General features: G+C 61.3%; 23 protein-coding genes. 7 read left to right on the top strand and 16 right to left on the bottom strand.

The genetic code is table 11. The annotated features are described in order from the left end of the window. The first annotated feature begins 44 nt into the window (after window positions 1–44). A complete protein-coding gene (gene rpoH, locus C9383_RS21835) occupies window positions 45–899 on the top strand; it encodes an RNA polymerase sigma factor RpoH (RefSeq protein ID WP_060753475.1) in 855 nt (284 codons plus the stop codon). Window positions 900–1,023: 124 nt separating this feature from the next. On the opposite strand, the gene mtgA is transcribed toward rpoH, so the two are convergent. Further along, window positions 1,024–1,746, bottom strand: a complete 723-nt coding sequence (gene mtgA, locus C9383_RS21830) for a monofunctional biosynthetic peptidoglycan transglycosylase (protein ID WP_090368210.1) — start codon at window positions 1,744–1,746, stop codon at window positions 1,024–1,026. A 74-nt stretch (window positions 1,747–1,820) separates the two neighbouring features. On the opposite strand from mtgA, the gene C9383_RS21825 reads away from it, so the two are divergent. The 4 genes from C9383_RS21825 to trmB all read left to right on the top strand — a co-directional run bounded on the left by C9383_RS21825 (window position 1,821) and on the right by trmB (window position 4,068). Then, window positions 1,821–2,201 carry a DUF423 domain-containing protein gene (locus C9383_RS21825; protein ID WP_090368212.1) on the top strand — a complete coding sequence of 127 codons (381 nt, stop codon included), beginning with the start codon at window positions 1,821–1,823 and terminating at the stop codon, window positions 2,199–2,201. A gap of 71 nt (window positions 2,202–2,272) precedes the next feature. Next, entirely contained in the window at window positions 2,273–2,473 is a 201-nt protein-coding gene (gene thiS, locus C9383_RS21820) for a sulfur carrier protein ThiS (RefSeq protein WP_031320180.1), read from the top strand. 65 nt (window positions 2,474–2,538) lie between these two features. Next, window positions 2,539–3,333 carry a thiazole synthase gene (locus C9383_RS21815; protein WP_090368216.1) on the top strand — a complete coding sequence of 265 codons (795 nt, stop codon included), beginning with the start codon at window positions 2,539–2,541 and terminating at the stop codon, window positions 3,331–3,333. Window positions 3,334–3,342: 9 nt separating this feature from the next. Then, window positions 3,343–4,068 carry a tRNA (guanosine(46)-N7)-methyltransferase TrmB gene (trmB, locus tag C9383_RS21810; RefSeq protein ID WP_060753471.1) on the top strand — a complete coding sequence of 242 codons (726 nt, stop codon included), beginning with the start codon at window positions 3,343–3,345 and terminating at the stop codon, window positions 4,066–4,068. 75 nt (window positions 4,069–4,143) lie between these two features. Here the strand turns inward: trmB and C9383_RS21805 are convergent, their stop codons facing one another. The 9 genes from C9383_RS21805 to C9383_RS21765 form a co-directional block, all read right to left on the bottom strand. Then, the gene (locus C9383_RS21805; RefSeq protein WP_016972961.1) at window positions 4,144–4,467 is read right to left on the bottom strand and encodes a DUF3392 domain-containing protein; all 324 of its coding nucleotides are present in this window, start codon (window positions 4,465–4,467) and stop codon (window positions 4,144–4,146) included. Window positions 4,468–4,486: 19 nt separating this feature from the next. Beyond that, window positions 4,487–5,689 carry a radical SAM family heme chaperone HemW gene (gene hemW, locus C9383_RS21800; RefSeq protein ID WP_090368218.1) on the bottom strand — a complete coding sequence of 401 codons (1,203 nt, stop codon included), beginning with the start codon at window positions 5,687–5,689 and terminating at the stop codon, window positions 4,487–4,489. After that, a complete protein-coding gene (gene rdgB, locus C9383_RS21795) occupies window positions 5,686–6,282 on the bottom strand; it encodes an RdgB/HAM1 family non-canonical purine NTP pyrophosphatase (RefSeq protein WP_060753469.1) in 597 nt (198 codons plus the stop codon). Before rdgB ends, hemW begins: the two co-directional genes overlap by 4 nt. Beyond that, window positions 6,279–6,713: a DUF4426 domain-containing protein gene (locus C9383_RS21790; protein ID WP_090368220.1), complete on the bottom strand. Its 435-nt coding sequence runs from the start codon at window positions 6,711–6,713 to the stop codon at window positions 6,279–6,281. The genes rdgB and C9383_RS21790 overlap by 4 nt, the downstream gene beginning before the upstream one ends. Window positions 6,714–6,734: 21 nt before the next feature. Next, complete coding sequence (gene metW, locus C9383_RS21785; protein ID WP_016972957.1) at window positions 6,735–7,355, bottom strand: methionine biosynthesis protein MetW; 621 nt, start codon at window positions 7,353–7,355, stop codon at window positions 6,735–6,737. 7 nt (window positions 7,356–7,362) lie between these two features. Then, window positions 7,363–8,502, bottom strand: coding sequence for a homoserine O-succinyltransferase MetX (gene metX, locus C9383_RS21780; RefSeq protein WP_090368222.1), 1,140 nt, complete (start codon window positions 8,500–8,502; stop codon window positions 7,363–7,365). A gap of 190 nt (window positions 8,503–8,692) precedes the next feature. Next, window positions 8,693–9,280 (bottom strand): YggT family protein, encoded by a 588-nt coding sequence (locus tag C9383_RS21775; protein WP_060753465.1) that lies wholly within the window; start codon window positions 9,278–9,280, stop codon window positions 8,693–8,695. Window positions 9,281–9,305: 25 nt separating this feature from the next. Continuing rightward, window positions 9,306–10,124, bottom strand: coding sequence for a pyrroline-5-carboxylate reductase (proC, locus tag C9383_RS21770; protein ID WP_090368224.1), 819 nt, complete (start codon window positions 10,122–10,124; stop codon window positions 9,306–9,308). Between the two features lie 33 nt (window positions 10,125–10,157). Next, entirely contained in the window at window positions 10,158–10,844 is a 687-nt protein-coding gene (locus C9383_RS21765; protein ID WP_060753463.1) for a YggS family pyridoxal phosphate-dependent enzyme, read from the bottom strand. A gap of 57 nt (window positions 10,845–10,901) precedes the next feature. On the opposite strand from C9383_RS21765, the gene C9383_RS21760 reads away from it, so the two are divergent. Then, window positions 10,902–11,933 carry a type IV pilus twitching motility protein PilT gene (locus C9383_RS21760; RefSeq protein WP_090368226.1) on the top strand — a complete coding sequence of 344 codons (1,032 nt, stop codon included), beginning with the start codon at window positions 10,902–10,904 and terminating at the stop codon, window positions 11,931–11,933. Window positions 11,934–12,068: 135 nt separating this feature from the next. On the opposite strand, the gene C9383_RS21755 is transcribed toward C9383_RS21760, so the two are convergent. After that, window positions 12,069–12,704 (bottom strand): C40 family peptidase, encoded by a 636-nt coding sequence (locus C9383_RS21755; protein WP_060753461.1) that lies wholly within the window; start codon window positions 12,702–12,704, stop codon window positions 12,069–12,071. 249 nt (window positions 12,705–12,953) lie between these two features. Here C9383_RS21755 and C9383_RS21750 point away from each other — a divergent pair, with 249 nt between their 5' ends. After that, window positions 12,954–13,382 carry an NINE protein gene (locus C9383_RS21750; protein ID WP_060753460.1) on the top strand — a complete coding sequence of 143 codons (429 nt, stop codon included), beginning with the start codon at window positions 12,954–12,956 and terminating at the stop codon, window positions 13,380–13,382. Window positions 13,383–13,510: 128 nt separating this feature from the next. On the opposite strand, the gene C9383_RS21745 is transcribed toward C9383_RS21750, so the two are convergent. From C9383_RS21745 to C9383_RS21725, 5 genes are all read right to left on the bottom strand, one after another. Beyond that, the gene (locus C9383_RS21745) at window positions 13,511–14,782 is read right to left on the bottom strand and encodes a dihydroorotase (RefSeq protein ID WP_090368228.1); all 1,272 of its coding nucleotides are present in this window, start codon (window positions 14,780–14,782) and stop codon (window positions 13,511–13,513) included. Further along, window positions 14,779–15,783, bottom strand: coding sequence for an aspartate carbamoyltransferase catalytic subunit (locus tag C9383_RS21740; RefSeq protein WP_090368230.1), 1,005 nt, complete (start codon window positions 15,781–15,783; stop codon window positions 14,779–14,781). The genes C9383_RS21745 and C9383_RS21740 overlap by 4 nt, the downstream gene beginning before the upstream one ends. 24 nt (window positions 15,784–15,807) lie before the next feature. Continuing rightward, entirely contained in the window at window positions 15,808–16,314 is a 507-nt protein-coding gene (pyrR, locus tag C9383_RS21735; RefSeq protein ID WP_060753457.1) for a bifunctional pyr operon transcriptional regulator/uracil phosphoribosyltransferase PyrR, read from the bottom strand. Window positions 16,315–16,386: 72 nt separating this feature from the next. Continuing rightward, entirely contained in the window at window positions 16,387–16,824 is a 438-nt protein-coding gene (ruvX, locus tag C9383_RS21730) for a Holliday junction resolvase RuvX (protein WP_003195067.1), read from the bottom strand. Beyond that, window positions 16,824–17,393, bottom strand: coding sequence for a YqgE/AlgH family protein (locus tag C9383_RS21725; RefSeq protein WP_060753456.1), 570 nt, complete (start codon window positions 17,391–17,393; stop codon window positions 16,824–16,826). The genes ruvX and C9383_RS21725 overlap by 1 nt, the downstream gene beginning before the upstream one ends. Window positions 17,394–17,454 lie beyond the last annotated feature (61 nt).

Below are 17,454 nucleotides of genomic sequence, written 5' to 3'. Positions count from 1 at the left end.
CAGTGCTTAATTGCACGAGTTATGTGAGTCGGAGGTTTTTTCGTATGACCACTTCTTTGCAACCTGCTTATGCCTTGGTCCCGGGTGCGAACCTGGAGGCCTATGTGCACACGGTGAACAGCATTCCATTGCTGACGCCCGAGCAGGAGCGTGAACTGGCCGAGAGTCTCTACTATGAGCAGGATCTGGAGGCGGCTCGGCAGATGGTGCTCGCCCACCTGCGGTTTGTCGTACATATCGCCCGTAGCTACAGCGGCTACGGTCTGGCCCAGGCTGACCTGATCCAGGAAGGCAACGTTGGCCTGATGAAGGCTGTAAAGCGCTTCAACCCGGAAATGGGTGTGCGCCTGGTGTCGTTTGCCGTGCACTGGATCAAGGCGGAAATCCACGAGTTCATCCTGCGCAACTGGCGCATCGTGAAAGTCGCGACCACCAAGGCCCAGCGCAAGCTGTTCTTCAACCTGCGTAGCCAGAAGAAACGCCTGGCATGGTTGAACAATGAAGAAGTCCACCGCGTGGCCGAAAGCCTCGGCGTGGAGCCGCGTGAAGTGCGCGAGATGGAAAGCCGCCTGACCGGCCATGACATGGCCTTCGACCCTGCCGCCGAAGCGGACGACGACAGCGCCTTCCAATCGCCGGCCAACTATCTGGAAGACCACCGGTATGACCCGGCCCGTCAACTGGAAGACGCCGACTGGAGCGACAACTCCAACCACAATCTGCACGAAGCGCTGGAAGTGTTGGACGACCGCAGCCGTGACATCCTCTACCAGCGTTGGCTGGCGGAAGAAAAAGCCACGCTGCACGACCTGGCGCAGAAGTACAACGTGTCGGCCGAGCGGATTCGCCAGCTTGAGAAAAGCGCGATGAACAAGCTGAAGTTGTCCATCGCTGCTTAAAGCGCGGCCTGGTCAAAATGTGGGAGGGGGCTTGCTCCCGATAGCTGTGTTTCTGCCAGTTCATCTTTGACTGACGCACAGCAATCGGGAGCAAGCCCCCTCCCACAGTTGTTTCTGAGTGGTATCAGTCGGACCAGGGGGCTTTTCTGGAATTGTTCAGCTCAGCCAGGTAACCATCCCCACCCAGCTGGCTCATTTGCTGGCGAATCCAAGCTGCCCGTCTTGCCACATACGCCGTCGGATGACTTGCACTCCACACTCGTGGGTTGGGCAGTACTGCCGCCAGATAACTGGCCTGCTGGCGAGAAAGCGCCTTGGCACTCACTCCAAAGTGATGCTCTGCTGCCGCTTGCGCCCCAAATACCCCTTCATCCCATTCCACGCTGTTGAGGTACACCTCAAGAATCCGCTGCTTGGGCCACAGCACCTCGATCAGCCCAGTGAACCAGGCTTCCAGGCCCTTGCGCAAATAGCTGCGGCCGGCCCACAGGAACAGGTTCTTGGAGACCTGCTGGCTCAGGGTACTGGCACCGCGAATGGAGCCGCCGCGCTCGTTATGCAGAATCGCCGCCTGGATCGCGCCGAAATCAAAGCCCCAATGTTGCGGGAAGCGCTGGTCTTCACCGGCCATCACCGCCACTTTCAGTTCATCGGATATCTCATCCCACGGCACCCAGGTGCGCTGCAGGTCAATCGGCTCGCCATCAATCCAGGATTCGACCTTGCGCTCCACCATCAGCGCCGTGAACGGTGGCGGCACGACACGCAACAGCAGCACCAGCAATACACTGCCGATGGCAAACCATTTCACGACTGTAAGGAAACGCTTGAAGAGGAAACGCAGCATAGAGATGGCTTGGCCGAACCCGTTGAGCGGGCCATTATACAGACCCGGCCCTTTGAGTCTGACTGGAGTTCCTCATGCTGCGTAGCTTTCTGATGCTGGCTGCCTTTTTCGGCTTTACCGGGGTCGCCCTGGGGGCTTTCGCCGCCCACGGCCTGAAAAACCGCCTGAGCGCCGAGTACCTGGCGATCTTCCATACCGGCGTGACCTATCAGTTGGTGCATGCCCTGGCGCTGTTCGGCGTGGCGTTGCTGGCTGCGCATATCCCGGGCCGATTGGTGACTTGGGCGGGGCTCTCATTTACCGTCGGCATCCTGCTGTTCTCCGGCAGCCTGTATGTACTGACCCTGACCGGGATCAGCAAACTGGGGATCATCACGCCATTTGGCGGGCTGGCGTTTCTGCTCGGATGGTTCTTCCTTGGCTTGGCCGCGTGGCGCTTGCAACTGACCGCTTGACGCTTGGAGCTGACCTTGAGGTCTCAATCGCGCTAGAATGCTGGCCCCTAAAAACGATGACGGCCCGTGGCATGCGCATTCTGTTGAACGGCGAATCCTTTGAACTGCCCGACGGTGAAACCGTTGCGGCCCTGCTGACCCGCCTGGACCTGACCGGGCGTCGCGTCGCAGTGGAGCTCAACCTGGATATCGTCCCGCGTAGCCAGCACGCCGAGACCGCGCTCACCGAAGGTGACCAGGTCGAAGTGGTCCACGCCATCGGCGGCGGCTAGCCGTCAGGCGCTCAATCGCGCCAACCCGCATTCTGCAGAACCTCACCCCATTTCGAGGATTTCCCATGAGCATCGTTCGTAGCGACAAGCCCTTCGTTCTGGCCGGTCGTACTTACCAGTCCCGTCTGCTGGTCGGTACCGGCAAGTACCGCGACATGGAAGAAACCCGTCTGGCCATCGAAGCCTCGGGCGCCGAGATCGTCACGTTTGCCGTGCGCCGCACCAACCTGGGCCAGATCGAAGGCGAGCCGAACCTGCTCGACGTGTTGTCGCCGGATCGCTACACCTTCCTGCCGAACACCGCCGGTTGCTACGACGCCATTGAAGCCGTGCGTACTTGCCGCCTGGCCCGTGAGCTGCTCGACGGCCATAACCTGGTGAAACTGGAAGTACTGGCCGACCAGAAAACCCTGTTCCCCAACGTGATCGAAACCCTCAAGGCCGCTGAAACCCTGGTCAAGGAAGGTTTCGACGTGATGGTCTACACCAGCGATGACCCGATCATCGCGCGCCAACTGGCAGACATCGGCTGCATCGCCGTGATGCCGCTGGCCGGTCTGATCGGTTCCGGCCTGGGTATCTGCAATCCGTACAACCTGCAGATCATCCTTGAAGAAGCCAATATCCCGGTATTGGTGGATGCGGGCGTGGGGACTGCCTCCGACGCCACCATCGCCATGGAACTGGGCTGCGACGCGGTGCTGATGAACTCGGCCATCGCCCATGCCCAGCAACCGGTCATGATGGCTCAAGCCATGCAACATGCCATCGTCGCGGGTCGCCTGGCGTATCTCGCCGGCCGCATGCCGAAAAAACTCTACGCCAGCGCCTCCTCGCCGCTGGATGGTCTGATCAAGTAAGAGCTATTGATGACTGAATCAAACGAAACGCCAAACACCGTGGAAGAAGGTGACGAGTCCAAGCACCGCCGTATCAAGAGTTTTGTGATGCGCGCCGGTCGCATGACCGAAGGCCAGCAAAAGGGCCTGGAGCAGGGCACGCCGCTGTTCGTATTGCCACTGGCTGACGCGCCGGTGGATTACGACCAGGTGTTCGGCCGTTCGGCCCCGCGTTCCCTGGAAATCGGCTTCGGCATGGGTCACTCCTTGCTGGAAATGGCCGCCGCTTCGCCGGAACAGGATTTCATCGGTGTGGAAGTACACCGTCCGGGTGTCGGCGCGCTGCTTAATGGCGTGTTGACCCAGGGCCTGACCAACCTGCGAGTCTATGACTGCGACGCGATTGAAGTGCTCAACCGCTGCATCGCCGACAACAGCCTTGATCGCCTGATGTTGTTCTTCCCTGACCCGTGGCACAAGGCTCGTCACCACAAGCGTCGCATCGTCCAGGCTTCCTTCGCGGAACTGGTACGCAGCAAGCTGAAAGTGGGCGGTATCCTGCACATGGCGACCGACTGGGAGCCGTATGCCGAATACATGCTGGAAGTGATGAATGTCGCGCCCGGCTACCGCAACCTGGCCGAAGACGGCAAGTGCGTGCCGCGCCCGGCCGAGCGTCCGATCACCAAGTTCGAACGCCGCGGCGAGCGATTGGGGCATGGGGTGTGGGATTTGAAGTTCGAGAAACTGGCCTGACCCGGCTGCAGTTTTGAAATGCGGTAAAAAATGTGGGAGCTTGCTCCCACATTTGTTTTTGCAGTGTGCTTGGAATTAGCGGCGGTCTGCGACAACGCCAATCAACACCAGCACGACCACCAGCACCGGTGCCAGGCTGTAGTTATTGAACTGGCTCAACCCCCGCACAATCCACGGCGTGGCATAGATCAGCGCCGCGCCGCTGCCGATCATGCACACCAGCGCCATCAGCGGTACACGCAAAGCGCCAGCAATGCTGCCCAGGCGCGCTTCGACCCAACCCTTGATGTCGGCGCCGAACAGCACCAGCAAACAGCCCACGAGGGCCAGGGAGATTTCCGACAGGTTGCTACGGCTCCAGCGGGACACGGTGGCGAGCAGGTCGAGTACCAAATCCATGTGATTTCCTTAAGAGCGATCAGCTCAAAAACTTCTGCAACAGGTCATTGAGAAAAAGTTGCCCGCGGTCGGTCGCCGCCAGGCGTGACGGTTCGACCTGCATTAAGCCACTTTGTTCTGCCTCGCGGCGGCCTTCGTCGAGGCTTGCCAGGTCGAGGCCGGTGCGTTCGGCATAGAGTCTGGCTTCGACACCTTCGGTGAGGCGCAAGGCGTTCATCAGGAACTCGAACGGCAGTTCCTCGTTCGTCAGCTCTTTGGCTCCAGCCTGGAAGCTTTTGGCCGGGTTGAGGTAGTCCTTCGGCGCTCGCGTCTTCCAGGTGCGCACAATACGCCCGTCCGGGTGGCTGAGCTTGCCGTGGGCGCCGGCGCCGATGCCGATAAAGTCACCAAAGCTCCAGTAGTTCAGGTTATGCCGCGCCGGGCGACCCGCCTGGGCATAGGCCGACACTTCATATTGCCGGTAGCCATGTTCAGCAAGCAGCGCCTGGCCGGCTTCCTGGATGTCCCACAGCGTGTCGTCTTCCGGCAGCGCAGGTGGCTGGTTCCAGAATACGGTGTTGGGCTCCAGGGTCAGTTGGTACCAGGACAGGTGCGTAGGCTTGAGCGCAATGGCCTGGCGCAGGTCGCTCAGGGCGTCGTCCAGGGACTGATCGGGCAGGCCGTGCATCAAGTCCAGGTTGAAGTTATCAAAGCCCGCCTGACGCGCCATATCGGCAGCCCGTACGGCTTCATCGCCATTGTGGATACGCCCCAGGGCTTCGAGCTTCGCCTGCTGGAAGCTCTGGATGCCGATGGACAGCCGGTTGATCCCCAGCTTGCGGTACGCGACAAATTTTTCTTGCTCGAAAGTCCCTGGGTTGGCCTCCAGGGTGATCTCGATGTCGTCGGCAAACCGAATGCGCGCTTGCACGCCTTCGAGCAAGCGCCCCAACGCGGCGGCGCTGAACAGGCTGGGCGTGCCGCCACCAAAGAAGATCGAACTCAGCTCGCGGCCATACACCGCATGCAGGTCCTGATCGAGGTCGGCCAGCAAGGCATCCACATACTCCTCTTCCGGCAGCACGCTGCTGGCGGTGTGGGAGTTGAAGTCACAATAAGGGCATTTGCGCACGCACCACGGAATGTGGATGTACAGCGCCAGGGGCGGCAAGTGGGGCAGGGCCGCCCGTGGTGTTCGCGCGCCGCCGTGAATCAGCGGCTGCGCGGAGGTGTTTTGAGTCATTTCAGGCCCAGGCGTTGGCGCAGCAAATCCATTGCGCGGGCGCGGTGGCTGATCTGGTTCTTGTCGGCCGGGCTCAGTTCGGCGCTGGAGACATTGCGCTCCGGTACCCAGAACAGCGGGTCATAGCCAAAGCCGTGTTCACCGCTGGGCGCGTGCAGGATACGCCCGTGCCACAACCCTTCGCAGAGGATCGGCAGCGGGTCGTCGGCGTGTCGCACCAGGGCCAGTACGCACACAAACTGCGCGCCACGCATGGCGTCCGGCACATCCTTGAGCGCGTCCAGCAGCTTGGCATTATTGGCCGCGTCGCCCTTGCCATCGGCATAACGCGCCGAGTAGATGCCAGGGGCGCCGCCCAGGAAATCCACCGCCAGGCCCGAGTCATCGGCCAGCGCCGGAAGGCCGGAGAGGCGTGCGGCATTGCGCGCCTTGAGGATGGCATTTTCGACGAACGACAGGCCGGTTTCTTCCGGCTCGACCTGGCTGAATTCGCCGATCGAGCGCAGTTGCACGGAGCCACCGAGCATGGCTTGCAGTTCTTTGAGCTTGCCGGCGTTATGGCTGGCCAGTACGAGTTGGGTGAGGTTCATCATTCGGCCGGGAAGAGTTCTTGGACAAAGCTGAAACCGTGGGCCTTGCCGCCGGTTTCAACATTGATGGTGAAGGTCTTGAATTCCTGCTGCGGCACCGAGTAGGGCGCGAGGTAGTTGGTCACGCCTTTTTCGGTGATCTGCTTGAAGGTCAGTACTTCGCTCTTGCCGAGCGAGTCCTTGATGGTGCCGGTCACTTGCGCCGCCACGGGCGTCACGCCCTTGAACACCGACACGTTGATCAAGCCCTTGTTCTTGCTGCGCACTACGCCCACTGCCTGGGCGGTTTCCGGCTGCAGGAAGCTGGAGGTGAAGGTGTTGTAGCGCACGGTGATATCGCCGAATTCCTTCGTGCGATTAGGGTCGATAACGTCGGCGGCCATGGCGTTGACGCCAAGCAGTGCGGTCAATAGAACAACAGCCAAACGGCTCATGTGCGTCCCTCTGGAAAATGATTAGACGGCAATCTTGTGGTCGGTCAGGCCAGGGCTGCTGACCCGGTAAATCCCGATTTCTCCCAACAGGTTCGGCCACAGCTTACTCGCCCAACCGTGGCGGTGCTGTTGATCGACGGCAAGGCGGTTGATCACCTTGGCTTCACGCTCGCCGCACAAGGCTTCGAAGTCTTCGAAGGTGCAGAAGTGGATGTTGGGCGTGTTGTACCACGTGTACGGCAGGAAGTCCGAGACCGGCATGCGGCCCTTGGTCGCCAGGTACCAGCGGCAGCGCCAGTGGCCGAAATTGGGGAAAGTGATGATGCACTGGCGGCCGACGCGCAGCATTTCGTCGAGGATGCGGTCCGGGTAGTGCACCGCCTGCAGGGCTTGGGTCATCACCACGATATCGAAGCTGTTGCTGGCAAAGTTGCCCAGGCCCTTGTCCAGGTCCTGCTCGATCACGTTGATGCCCTTGGCCACGCACTGGGCGATGTTGTCCGGGTCGTTTTCCAGGCCATAGCCGGTGACTTGCTTGTTGTCACGCAGCCAGCTCAGCAGTTCGCCGTCGCCGCAGCCCAGGTCGAGCACGCGGCTGCCGGCGGGTATCCAGTCTTGGATGATTTCCAGGTCAGCTCTCATGGCGTTCTCATACAGTAATACGGTTCATGTAGTTGCCGAACGCCTGCAAGTAACGCGGGATCGGGATCAGGAAGGCGTCGTGGCCTTGCGGAGCGTCAATCTCCAGGTAGCAGACGTCCTTGCGTGCCGCCATCAGCGCGTCCACCAGCTCGCGGGAGCGGGCCGGCGAGAAGCGCCAGTCGGTGGTGAATGACATCACGCAGAACTTGGCCGTGGCATTTTCGAAGGTTTTCGCCAGGTCGTCGTCGTGGTTGGCCGCCGGGTCGAAGTAGTCCAGGGCCTTGGTCATCAGCAAGTAGGTGTTGGCGTCGAAACGCCCCGAGAACTCCTCGCCCTGATAACGCAGGTAGCTTTCCACCTGGAACTCGACGCTGTGGAAGTCGTAGTTGAGCTTCTCGCTCTTGAGGCCGCGACCGAATTTCTCGCCCATGGAGTCATCGGACAGGTAGGTGATATGCCCCACCATCCGCGCCAGCATCAGGCCGCGCTTGGGGATCACACCGGCTTCCTGGAATGAACCGCCGTGGAACTCGGGGTCGGTGAGGATGGCCTGGCGCGCGACTTCGTTGAAGGCGATGTTCTGTGCCGAGAGTTTTGGCGCCGAGGCAATGGCCAGGCAATGGCGCACGCGATCCGGGTAGGTGATGGTCCATTGCAGGGCCTGCATTCCGCCCAGGCTGCCGCCGATCACCGCAGCCCATTGGCCGATGCCCAGCAGGTCGGCAAGGCGAGCCTGGCTGTGTACCCAGTCTTCCACGGTCAATACCGGGAAGTCCGCCCCGAAGGGTTTTCCGGTTTCCGGGTTGATACTGCTCGGGCCGGTAGAACCGTTGCAGCCGCCGAGGTTGTTCAGGCTGACCACGTAAAACTTGTTGGTGTCGATGGGCTTGCCGGGGCCGATGCAACTGTCCCACCAGCCGGGCTTGCGATCATCGGCAGCGTGGAAGCCCGCCGCGTGGTGATGGCCGGACAGGGCGTGACAGATCAGCACGGCATTGCTCGCCGTGGCGTTCAGTTGGCCGTAGGTTTCGTAGATCAGGTCGTAGGCGGGCAGCGAGCGGCCACAGGCCAGGGCCAGCGGCTCGCTGAAGTGCGCCACTTGGGGTACGACCAGTCCAACGGAATCGGGGGGAAAGGCAGCTGGCATCGACCCTGCTCTCGTTTAAATGAGGCGTAAGTCTAAAGAGCGCTGCACCCAGCGGCAAGCAAACCCTTCCCGGCGGATCGTTCCCACGCTCTGCGTGGGAATGCCTTTTGTGATGCTCTGCGTCACGCTTCGGGACGCGGAGCGTCCAGTGCTGCGTTCCCACGCGGAGCGTGGGAACGATCGTTGCGTGTCAGATCAGGCCGAACAGTTCCTTGGGCATGAACGCGTAGTAAGCCAGGCGCGGAATTACCCAGCTTTGCAGGAGCTGGATCGCGATAAACGCGAAGATCGGCGAGATATCCAGGCCGCCCAGGTTAGGGATCAGGCGGCGGAACGGCGCCAGCACCGGCTCGGTGATCTGGTAGACCAATTCGGCGCCCGGGCTGCGGCTGCCAGGTGCGACCCACGACAGGATCACGCTGATGATCATCGACCAGAAGAGGATCTTCAAAAACAGCGAGAAAATGCCGATCAGGCCCCACGGCAACAACAACACCGTGTTGGCCTGGTAGCCGTTGAGCAGCAGGATCACGGCGAACAGCAGGATCTGCAGCAGCAGCGCCAGCACCAACGAAGACATGTCCAGGCCGAACATGCTCGGGATCACCCGGCGCAGTGGCTTGAGCAGCGGTTGGGTGGCCTTCACCACGAACTGGCACAGCGGGTTGTAGAAGTTCGCCCGCACCAGTTGCAGGATAAAACGCATCAGCACGATCAGCAGGTACAGGCTGCCCAGGGTCTGGATGATGAAAATGGCAGCGTCATTGATTCCGAGCATGTTGGTTTCCTAATGAAGGGGACGACTATTTGCCCAGCTGTTCGGCCATTTCAGCCGAACGATGCGCCGCGGCACCCAGTGCTTTTTCCACCAGGGCTTCAAAGCCCCCGGCCTGGAAGGATTCGATGGCGGCCTGCGTGGTTCCGCCTGGGGAGGTTACGCGACGGCGCAGCTCGGCGGCATCCACCTCGCTGCCGACGGCCATGTGCGCGGCCCCCAGCGCGGTTTGCTCGGCCAGTTGTTCAGCTACTTCGTGGGACAGGCCCAGCTTGACGCCGGCGGCGGTCATGGCCTCGATCAGCAGGAAGAAGTACGCCGGGCCGCTGCCGGAGACGGCGGTGACGGCATCCAACTGCTGCTCCTGTTCCAGCCACAGGGCGCTACCCACGGCGGACAGCAGCTCCTGGGCCTGGTCGCGTTGTTCGGCGCTGACGCTGGAAGTTGCATACAGGCCGCTCACGCCCTGGCGCAGCAGCGCCGGGGTGTTGGGCATGCAGCGCACAATCGGCTGGGCGCCGAGCCATTGGCTCATGCTGGCGCACGTGATGCCGGCAGCTATCGACACCACCAGTTGCTGCGGTTGCAGGCTCGGGCGCAGGCTTTCGCACACGGCCTTCATGGCTTGCGGCTTGACCGCTAGCACAATCACGTCGACGCCCTGGATGGCTTCGGCGTTGTCGGCGAACGTTTCGATACCGTGCTCGGCGCTGACGCGGGCACGGGTTTCGGCACCGGGGTCGCTGGCACGGATCTGCTGGGCTTGCAGGCCCTTGGCCCGCAGGCCGCCGATCAGGCTGGCCGCCATGTTGCCGGCGCCGATAAAGGCAATACGCGTGTTGCTCATGACAGGTCCTTATTCAGAGAGAAGTCAGCCATTTCACGGCTGGCCGTAGTCGCGGGCGCCAAACAGGGCGGTACCGATCCGCACCCAGGTGGCGCCTTGGGCGATCGCCGACTCAAGGTCATGGCTCATGCCCATCGAAAGTGTGTCGAGCGGCAGGTTCAAGCTCGCTTGCAGGTCTCTGACCGTTGCGAACGCCGCATCTTGCGCCGCGCGGTCTTCAGTCGGCTCGGGGATCGCCATCAACCCGCGCAGCTTCAGGCGCGGCAGGGCGCTGATGGCATTGGCCAGGGCCGGCAGGTCGGCGGGTGTGCAGCCGGACTTGCTGGCTTCGCCACTGACGTTGACCTGGATGCAAATGTTCAGTGGCGGCAGGTCGGCCGGGCGTTGTTCGGACAGGCGTTGTGCGATTTTCAAGCGGTCCACGGAATGCACCCAGGCGAAGTTCTCGGCGATCGAGCGAGTCTTGTTCGATTGAATGGGGCCGATGAAGTGCCAACTCAAGGGCAGGTCGGTTAATTCGGCCTGTTTGCCCAAGGCTTCCTGCAGGTAGTTTTCGCCAAAGTCGCGCATTCCGGCGGCAAAGGCTTCGCGCACGGCTTGCGCGGGTTTGGTCTTGCTCACGGCCAGCAGATGGACGCTGTGTTCATCACGTTGCACGGCATGGGCCGCGGCACGGATCCGCTCGCTAACCAAGCCAATGTTGTCTGCTATCGTCGACATTCAAGATGCACCCGTGGATATGGAGTCCGCGGCATTCTACTGGAAATGGAAAGCCCTATGGATATCACGCAATTGCTCACGGCCAGCGTGCGCCGTGGCGCCTCAGACCTGCATTTGTCCGCCGGTCTGGCGCCGATGCTGCGCATCGATGGTGAAGTCTGGCCCCTGGAGGGTTCGGTACTTTCGCCACCGCAAGTTGCGGATTTATTGAGCCCTTTGCTCAATCAACACCAACAAAAGGATTTCGAAACATCTCTTGAAACGGATTTTGCCTTTGAATTGCCTGGCGTGGCGCGCTTTCGGGCCAATGTGTTCCGACACGATCGCGGCATGGGGGCGGTGTTTCGTACCATTGCTCAGGTGCGAAGCCTGGAAAGCCTGGGCCTCGGGGAGGTGTTCCAGCGTATTGCCCAATTGCCTCGCGGGCTGGTACTGGTGACCGGGCCGACCGGGTCGGGCAAGTCCACGACACTGGCGGCGATGATTGACCACCTCAACCAGCATCGGCGCCAGCACATCCTCACCCTCGAAGACCCCATCGAATTTATCCACAAACCCAAATCGGCGTTGATCAACCAGCGGCAGGTGCACCGTGATACCCACAGCTTCTCGGCGGCCCTGCGTTCGGCGTTGCGCGAAGACCCGGATGTGATTCTGGTGGGAGAGCTGCGCGACCTGGAAACCATCCGCCTCGCGCTGACGGCGGCCGAGACCGGGCACCTGGTCCTGGGCACCCTGCACACCGCGTCCGCGGCGAAAACCGTGGACAGGCTGGTGGATGTATTCCCGGCGGGGGAAAAGGCCATGGTGCGTTCGATGCTGTCGGAGTCTTTGCAGGCCGTGGTGTCCCAGGCGCTGGTCAAGAAGATCGGCGGCGGGCGGGTAGCGGCTCACGAGATCATGCTGGGCACGCCGGCCATTCGTAACCTGATCCGCGAGGACAAGGGTGCGCAGATGGTTTCAGCGATCCAGACCGGTGGGGCATTGGGGATGAAGACGTTGGATATGAGCTTGAAGGCGCTGGTGAGCGAGGGGCTGGTCAGCCGGGAGGCTGCGCGTGAGCTGGCGAGGGTTCCCGCAGACATATAGCTTCTGGGGGCCAGTGAAAGCCAAAATGTGAGAGGGGGCTTGCTCCCGATAGCAGAGTCAGTCAACACATGTTTGACAGATCTACCGCTTTCGGGAGCAAGCCCCCTCCCACATTTACTGCATTTCAGCTTGAGATCAGCGTTGTACCACGCGCAGGTTGTTCTGCTCTTTAGGCAGGACCCGCTTGGCGATCACGTAGTTCTTGTCCCAGAACGGTTTTTTCAGCGTGTCGATGCTGACCGACTTGCCACGACGCGGTGCGTGGATGAAACGGTCGTTGCCCAGGTAGATGGCGACGTGATTGACCTGGCGGCTCTTGAGTTTGAAGAACAACAGGTCGCCCGGTTTCAGGTCCTTGCGATCTACCTTCAACCCGTGGCCGGCAGCCATGGCGTTGGAGGTGCGCGGTAAATCCACCGCTTTGACGTCATTAAATGCATATTTCACCAAACCACTGCAGTCGAACCCTTTACTTGGGCTGCTTCCGCCCCAACGATAAGGAGTACCCAGCACGTTGACGGCGCGGCTGAGCACGGTGCTGCTTTGCTTGCCGTTCGCGGCCAGTTGGGTATGAAGCGTTTTACCGTGGGCCTTGCTCACTTGAGTCGGGCGGTTGACGGTCAGCTTTACCGACTTGGCAGTGCTGGGTGTGCTGTGGACTTTAGGGGTGAAACCATTAACGTTCGGAAGTCGTTGCTCACGATTGGTGGCGTGGGCGGCCAGTGGCATTAATAGGCAAATGGTTAGCCATGTCTTGAAAAATGGTCGCATTAGGCGTGGCTCTTATGGGTTTGCGCGCAACTTTATAACAGCTTTTTGTGCCGTTCTCAGGCCGTTTGTCGACTGAACCTTGGGGTCAAATACAGGAAAACGCGACGTTTTATCGCAATTGTCCTACACAAGTCAGGCGGTACAAGGCTTTGAGGGGAGGGAAGATACCATTTGCCGTACGTCGGGCGCCCGTAAAAAAGTCACAAAGAAAGTGAAAAAATTTATCTATCGAGGCAAAAGAGGTACTTCATGAACACCTATCGACAGGATGTTTCGCAGCAAGACACCCACAGCAAGGTGATTGGTTACCTGCTCTGGATTTTCGGTTTTACCGGTGCCCATCGCTTCTATTACGGCAAACCGGTCACTGGTACGATCTGGTTTTTCACCTTCGGCCTGCTGGGTATCGGCTGGCTGATCGACTTGTTCCTGATCCCGGCCATGGACCGTGAAGCCGACCTGCGTTTTACCGCTGGGCCCATCGAATACAACGTGGCCTGGGTACTGCTGGCGTTCCTGGGGGTGTTTGGTTTGCACCGCATGTACCAGGGCAAATGGATCACCGGCCTGATCTACCTGCTGACCGGCGGTTTGTTCCTGGTGGGGGTGTTGTATGACTTCTGGACGTTGAATACCCAGATTTCCATCCGCAATGCCGAGCGCATTAGCGGCCGTTGAATCTTCCGAGCCATAGTGGGATTAAATGTGTGGGGCTTGCTCCCGATAGCGGTGGATCAGCCAGTTTTTCTGTAGCTGACCCACTGCAATCGGGAGCAAGCCCCCTCCCACACTTGAGGTGTGAACGATTAAATCGGGTAGGTGATCCGCCCATCCATCAAGGTGTAACGCACCGTCGCCGGCAGGCTATGGCCGATGAACGGGCAGTTTTCGCCCTTGGACAGCCAGTGTTCCCCGGCCACCGTGGAACTGCCCGTGTCAAACAGCACCAGATCCGCCGCAGCCCCCACCGCCAACTTGCCCACCGGCAAGCGCAGCGCCTGGGCCGGGCCTGTGCTCAGGCGTGCCAGCAATGTCGGCAAATCGAGCAAACCTTCATCGACTAACGTCATGGCCAGTGGCAGCAACAGCTCGACGCTGCTGATGCCCGGCTCTGTCGCGCCGAAGGGTGCCAGTTTGGCATCGCGCTCATGGGGTTGGTGATGGCTGGAGATCGCCGACACCACGCCGGACTTCACCGCCGCACGCAAACCTTCACGGTCGGCACGGGTGCGCAGTGGCGGCTGTACGTGATACAGGCTGGAGAAGTCGATCAAAGCCTCATCCGTCAAGATCAGTTGATACAGCGCCACATCCGCCGTCACCGGCAAGCCACGGGCCTGGGCCTGCGCGATCAGGGCGACGCCCCGGGCGCTGGTCAGTTGGCTGAAATGCGCGCGTACGCCGCTTTGTTCCACCAGCAGCAGGTCACGGGCCAGGGCGACGGTTTCGGCGGTCTCCGGGATGCCCGGCAAACCGAGGAAGCTGGCGACGGCGCCTTCATGGGCCAGGCCGCCTTCGGCCAGGTCGTGGTCCTGGGAGTGGAAGACCACCGTCAGGTCGAATGTGGCCGCGTATTCCAGGGCGCGTAACAACGTGCGGGTGCTGCGAAAGCTTTCCAGGCCATTGCCGAAGGCCACGCAACCGGCGTCGCGCAGGGCGATCAGCTCGGCGAGTTGCTCACCGTCCAGACCCTTGCTCAAGGCGCCGACAGGGAACACTTTGCAATTGCCGGCTTCGCGGGCGCGGTCGAGGATCAACTCGGTCACGGCCGAGGTATCCAGCACCGGCTTGGTATTCGGCGGGCAGCACAGGCTGGTCACGCCACCGGCGGCGGCGGCGCGGGTTTCACTGGTGATGTTGCCTTTGCGGCTGTAGCCCGGTTCACGCAGGGCGACGTTCAGGTCCACAAGGCCCGGAGCGGCCACAAGGCCCTTGGCGTCGATGGTCTCGTGGGCGCTGAAACCGCTGGGCGCGGCACCGATGGCGATGATCTTGCCGGCTTCCAGGTGAAGATCGACAACTTGATCCAGGCCACTGGCCGGATCGATGACACGGGCGCCGAGAATGCTGAGCTTCACTGGGCGTTCTCCTGCTCGAATTGACGTTGCGCGGTTTGCCCGCTCATGGCCATGGACAGTACCGCCATGCGGACCGCGATGCCGTAGGTCACCTGGTTCAAGATCACCGACTGCGCACCGTCGGCCACCGCCGACTCAATCTCCACGCCACGGTTGATCGGGCCTGGGTGCATCACTATGGCATCCGGCTTGGCGCCGGCCAGGCGCGCAGTGGTCAGGCCGAACAGGCGGTAGAACTCGCCTTCGCTGGGCAGCAGGCCACCAGCCATGCGCTCGCGTTGCAGGCGCAGCATGATCACCACATCCACATCCTTGAGCCCTTGGGTCATGTCGGTATAGACCTTCACGCCGTATTGCTCGATGCCGATGGGCAGCAGGGTTTTCGGGGCGATCACACGGATGTCCGGGCAGCCCAGGGCTTTCAGGGCGAGCATGTTCGAGCGCGCAACCCGCGAGTGCAGGATGTCGCCGACGATGGCCACCGAGAGGTTTTCAAAGCTGCCCTTGTGCCGACGAATGGTCAGCATGTCGAGCATGCCCTGTGTCGGGTGGGCATGACGGCCGTCGCCGCCATTGATGATCGCCACCTGCGGGCATACGTGCTCGGCGATGAAGTGCGCGGCGCCGGAGTCGCCGTGGCGGACCACGAACATGTCGGCGGCCATGGCTTCCAGGTTACGCAGGGTGTCGAGCAGGGTTTCGCCCTTGCTCGCCGACGAGGTGGACACGTTCAGCGTGATCACGTCGGCCGACAGCCGTTGGGCGGCCAGTTCAAAGGTGGTGCGGGTGCGGGTGGAGTTCTCGAAGAACACATTACAGATCGTCTTGCCGCGCAGCAGCGGGACCTTCTTCACCGCCCGGCCACCGACTTCGAGGAACGAGTCGGCCGTGTCGAGGATTTCGGTGAGCAGTTCGCGGGGCAAACCGTCGAGGGACAAGAAGTGTTGCAACTGACCCTGAGCATTGAGCTGCAGCGGGCGCTTGGCATCTAGAGGCGTCATCGCGGGGACTCTTTACAAGGCGGTTTAAAGGGCGAGGTCTTGCAGTTCGAGTTCGAGCGGCGTGGGACCGGACAATTTTACCCGCTGGTGGGCCTGCAGCGACAGTGTGGCACCGACCACATCCGGGCTGATCGGCAATTCGCCAGCATCCAGGTCCAGCAGGCACACCAGCGTCACGCTGGCTGGGCGACCGTAGTCGAACAATTCGTTCATGGCGGCACGGATGGTGCGTCCGCTCATCAGTACGTCGTCGATCAACACCAGGTGCTGGCCTTCAATCTCGAACGGCAGGGCCGAAGGGCGTACTTGCGGGTGCAGGCCGTTCTGGCTGAAGTCGTCGCGGTAGAAGGATACGTCCAGAGTGCCGAGCGGCGACTCGCTGCCCAGCGCTTCCAGCAAGGCTTGAGCCACCCAGACACCGCCGGTGCGGATGCCGATGAAGCGCGGTTCGCTGATGCCGCGGTGTTGCAGATGGGCCGTAAGGCGCGTCGCCATCTGGCTGATCAGGTCGGCGGGATTGGGCAGGCTCATGGGTGCTCCTTCTAGGTCTCGCGCTGGCAAGATCCGGGCTCAAACGTAAAAAGACGCGGCAAGCCGCGTCAGTCAGGATTCAAATAAAGCGGTGTTTTCGTCCAGCCAACCCTGCAGCAACAGGGCGGCGGCAATAGCGTCCACGGGGTTGTCGCGGTAGCTGCCTTTCTGGCCGCCACGGTCGCGGCGCTCGCCCTTGGCTTCAAAGGTGGTGAGGCGTTCATCATGGGTATAGAAGGGCAGGTTGTAGCGCCCATTGAGGCGGCGGGCGAACTTTTCGGCGCGCAGGCACATGTCGCTGGGGGTACCGTCCATGTTCAAGGGCAGGCCGACCACGACGGCGTCGGGTTTCCACTCCTTGATCAGGGCTTCGACCTGGTTCCAGTCCGGCACGCCGTTCTGGGCTTTCAAGGTACACAGCTCGCGGGCCTGGCCGGTAATCACCTGGCCGACCGCTACGCCGATCTGTTTGGTGCCGTAGTCAAAACCGAGGATCAGACGCAAAGCCATCAGGCGTGCCCCGCCTGGCTGGTCAGCAGGTTGAGGTTGACGCGCAGCTTGGCGGCGGCCGCTTCCAGGCGCAGTTCACTGGCAGTGTTGAACAGAATGTCGGCATCGAAGGGGCAGGTCAGCCAGGCGTTACTGGCCAGTTCCGCCTCCAGTTGCCCGGCCTCCCAGCCGGCGTAACCGAGGGTGATCACGCTTTGCTCAGGGCCAACGCCGTCGGCAATGGCGAACAGCACATCCTGGGACGTGGACAACGACACACCTTCCAGGTCGACCGTGGCCTGGAACTTCGGCCCGGTGGGGTGCAGCACAAAACCGCGATCGGTTTGCACCGGCCCGCCGATATAGATCGGTACGCCCTGGCAGCGGGCCGGTGGGTCAACCTCCGGTCGCAGTTGCTCGAGGATGTCGGCCAGGTTCAGCTCTTGCGGGCGGTTCACCACCAACCCCATGGCACCCTTGGCGGTGTGCTCGACGATATAGGTCAGGGTCTGCGCAAAGTTCGGGTCGGCCATATGGGGCATGGCGATCAGGAATTGGTGCTTGAGGTAGGTCGGGTTGACGTTTTTCATGTCCACTAGTGTGGCGTTGGAGGGGCTAACTGACAAGCTGGGGATGTGCGGCAAATGGCAA

Origin of the sequence: Pseudomonas palleroniana (assembly GCF_003031675.1) — a bacterium.
GTDB lineage: Bacteria > Pseudomonadota > Gammaproteobacteria > Pseudomonadales > Pseudomonadaceae > Aquipseudomonas > Aquipseudomonas palleroniana.
Note: the sequence above shows the minus strand (reverse complement) of the source record. Positions and strands in the feature narration are given on the sequence as shown.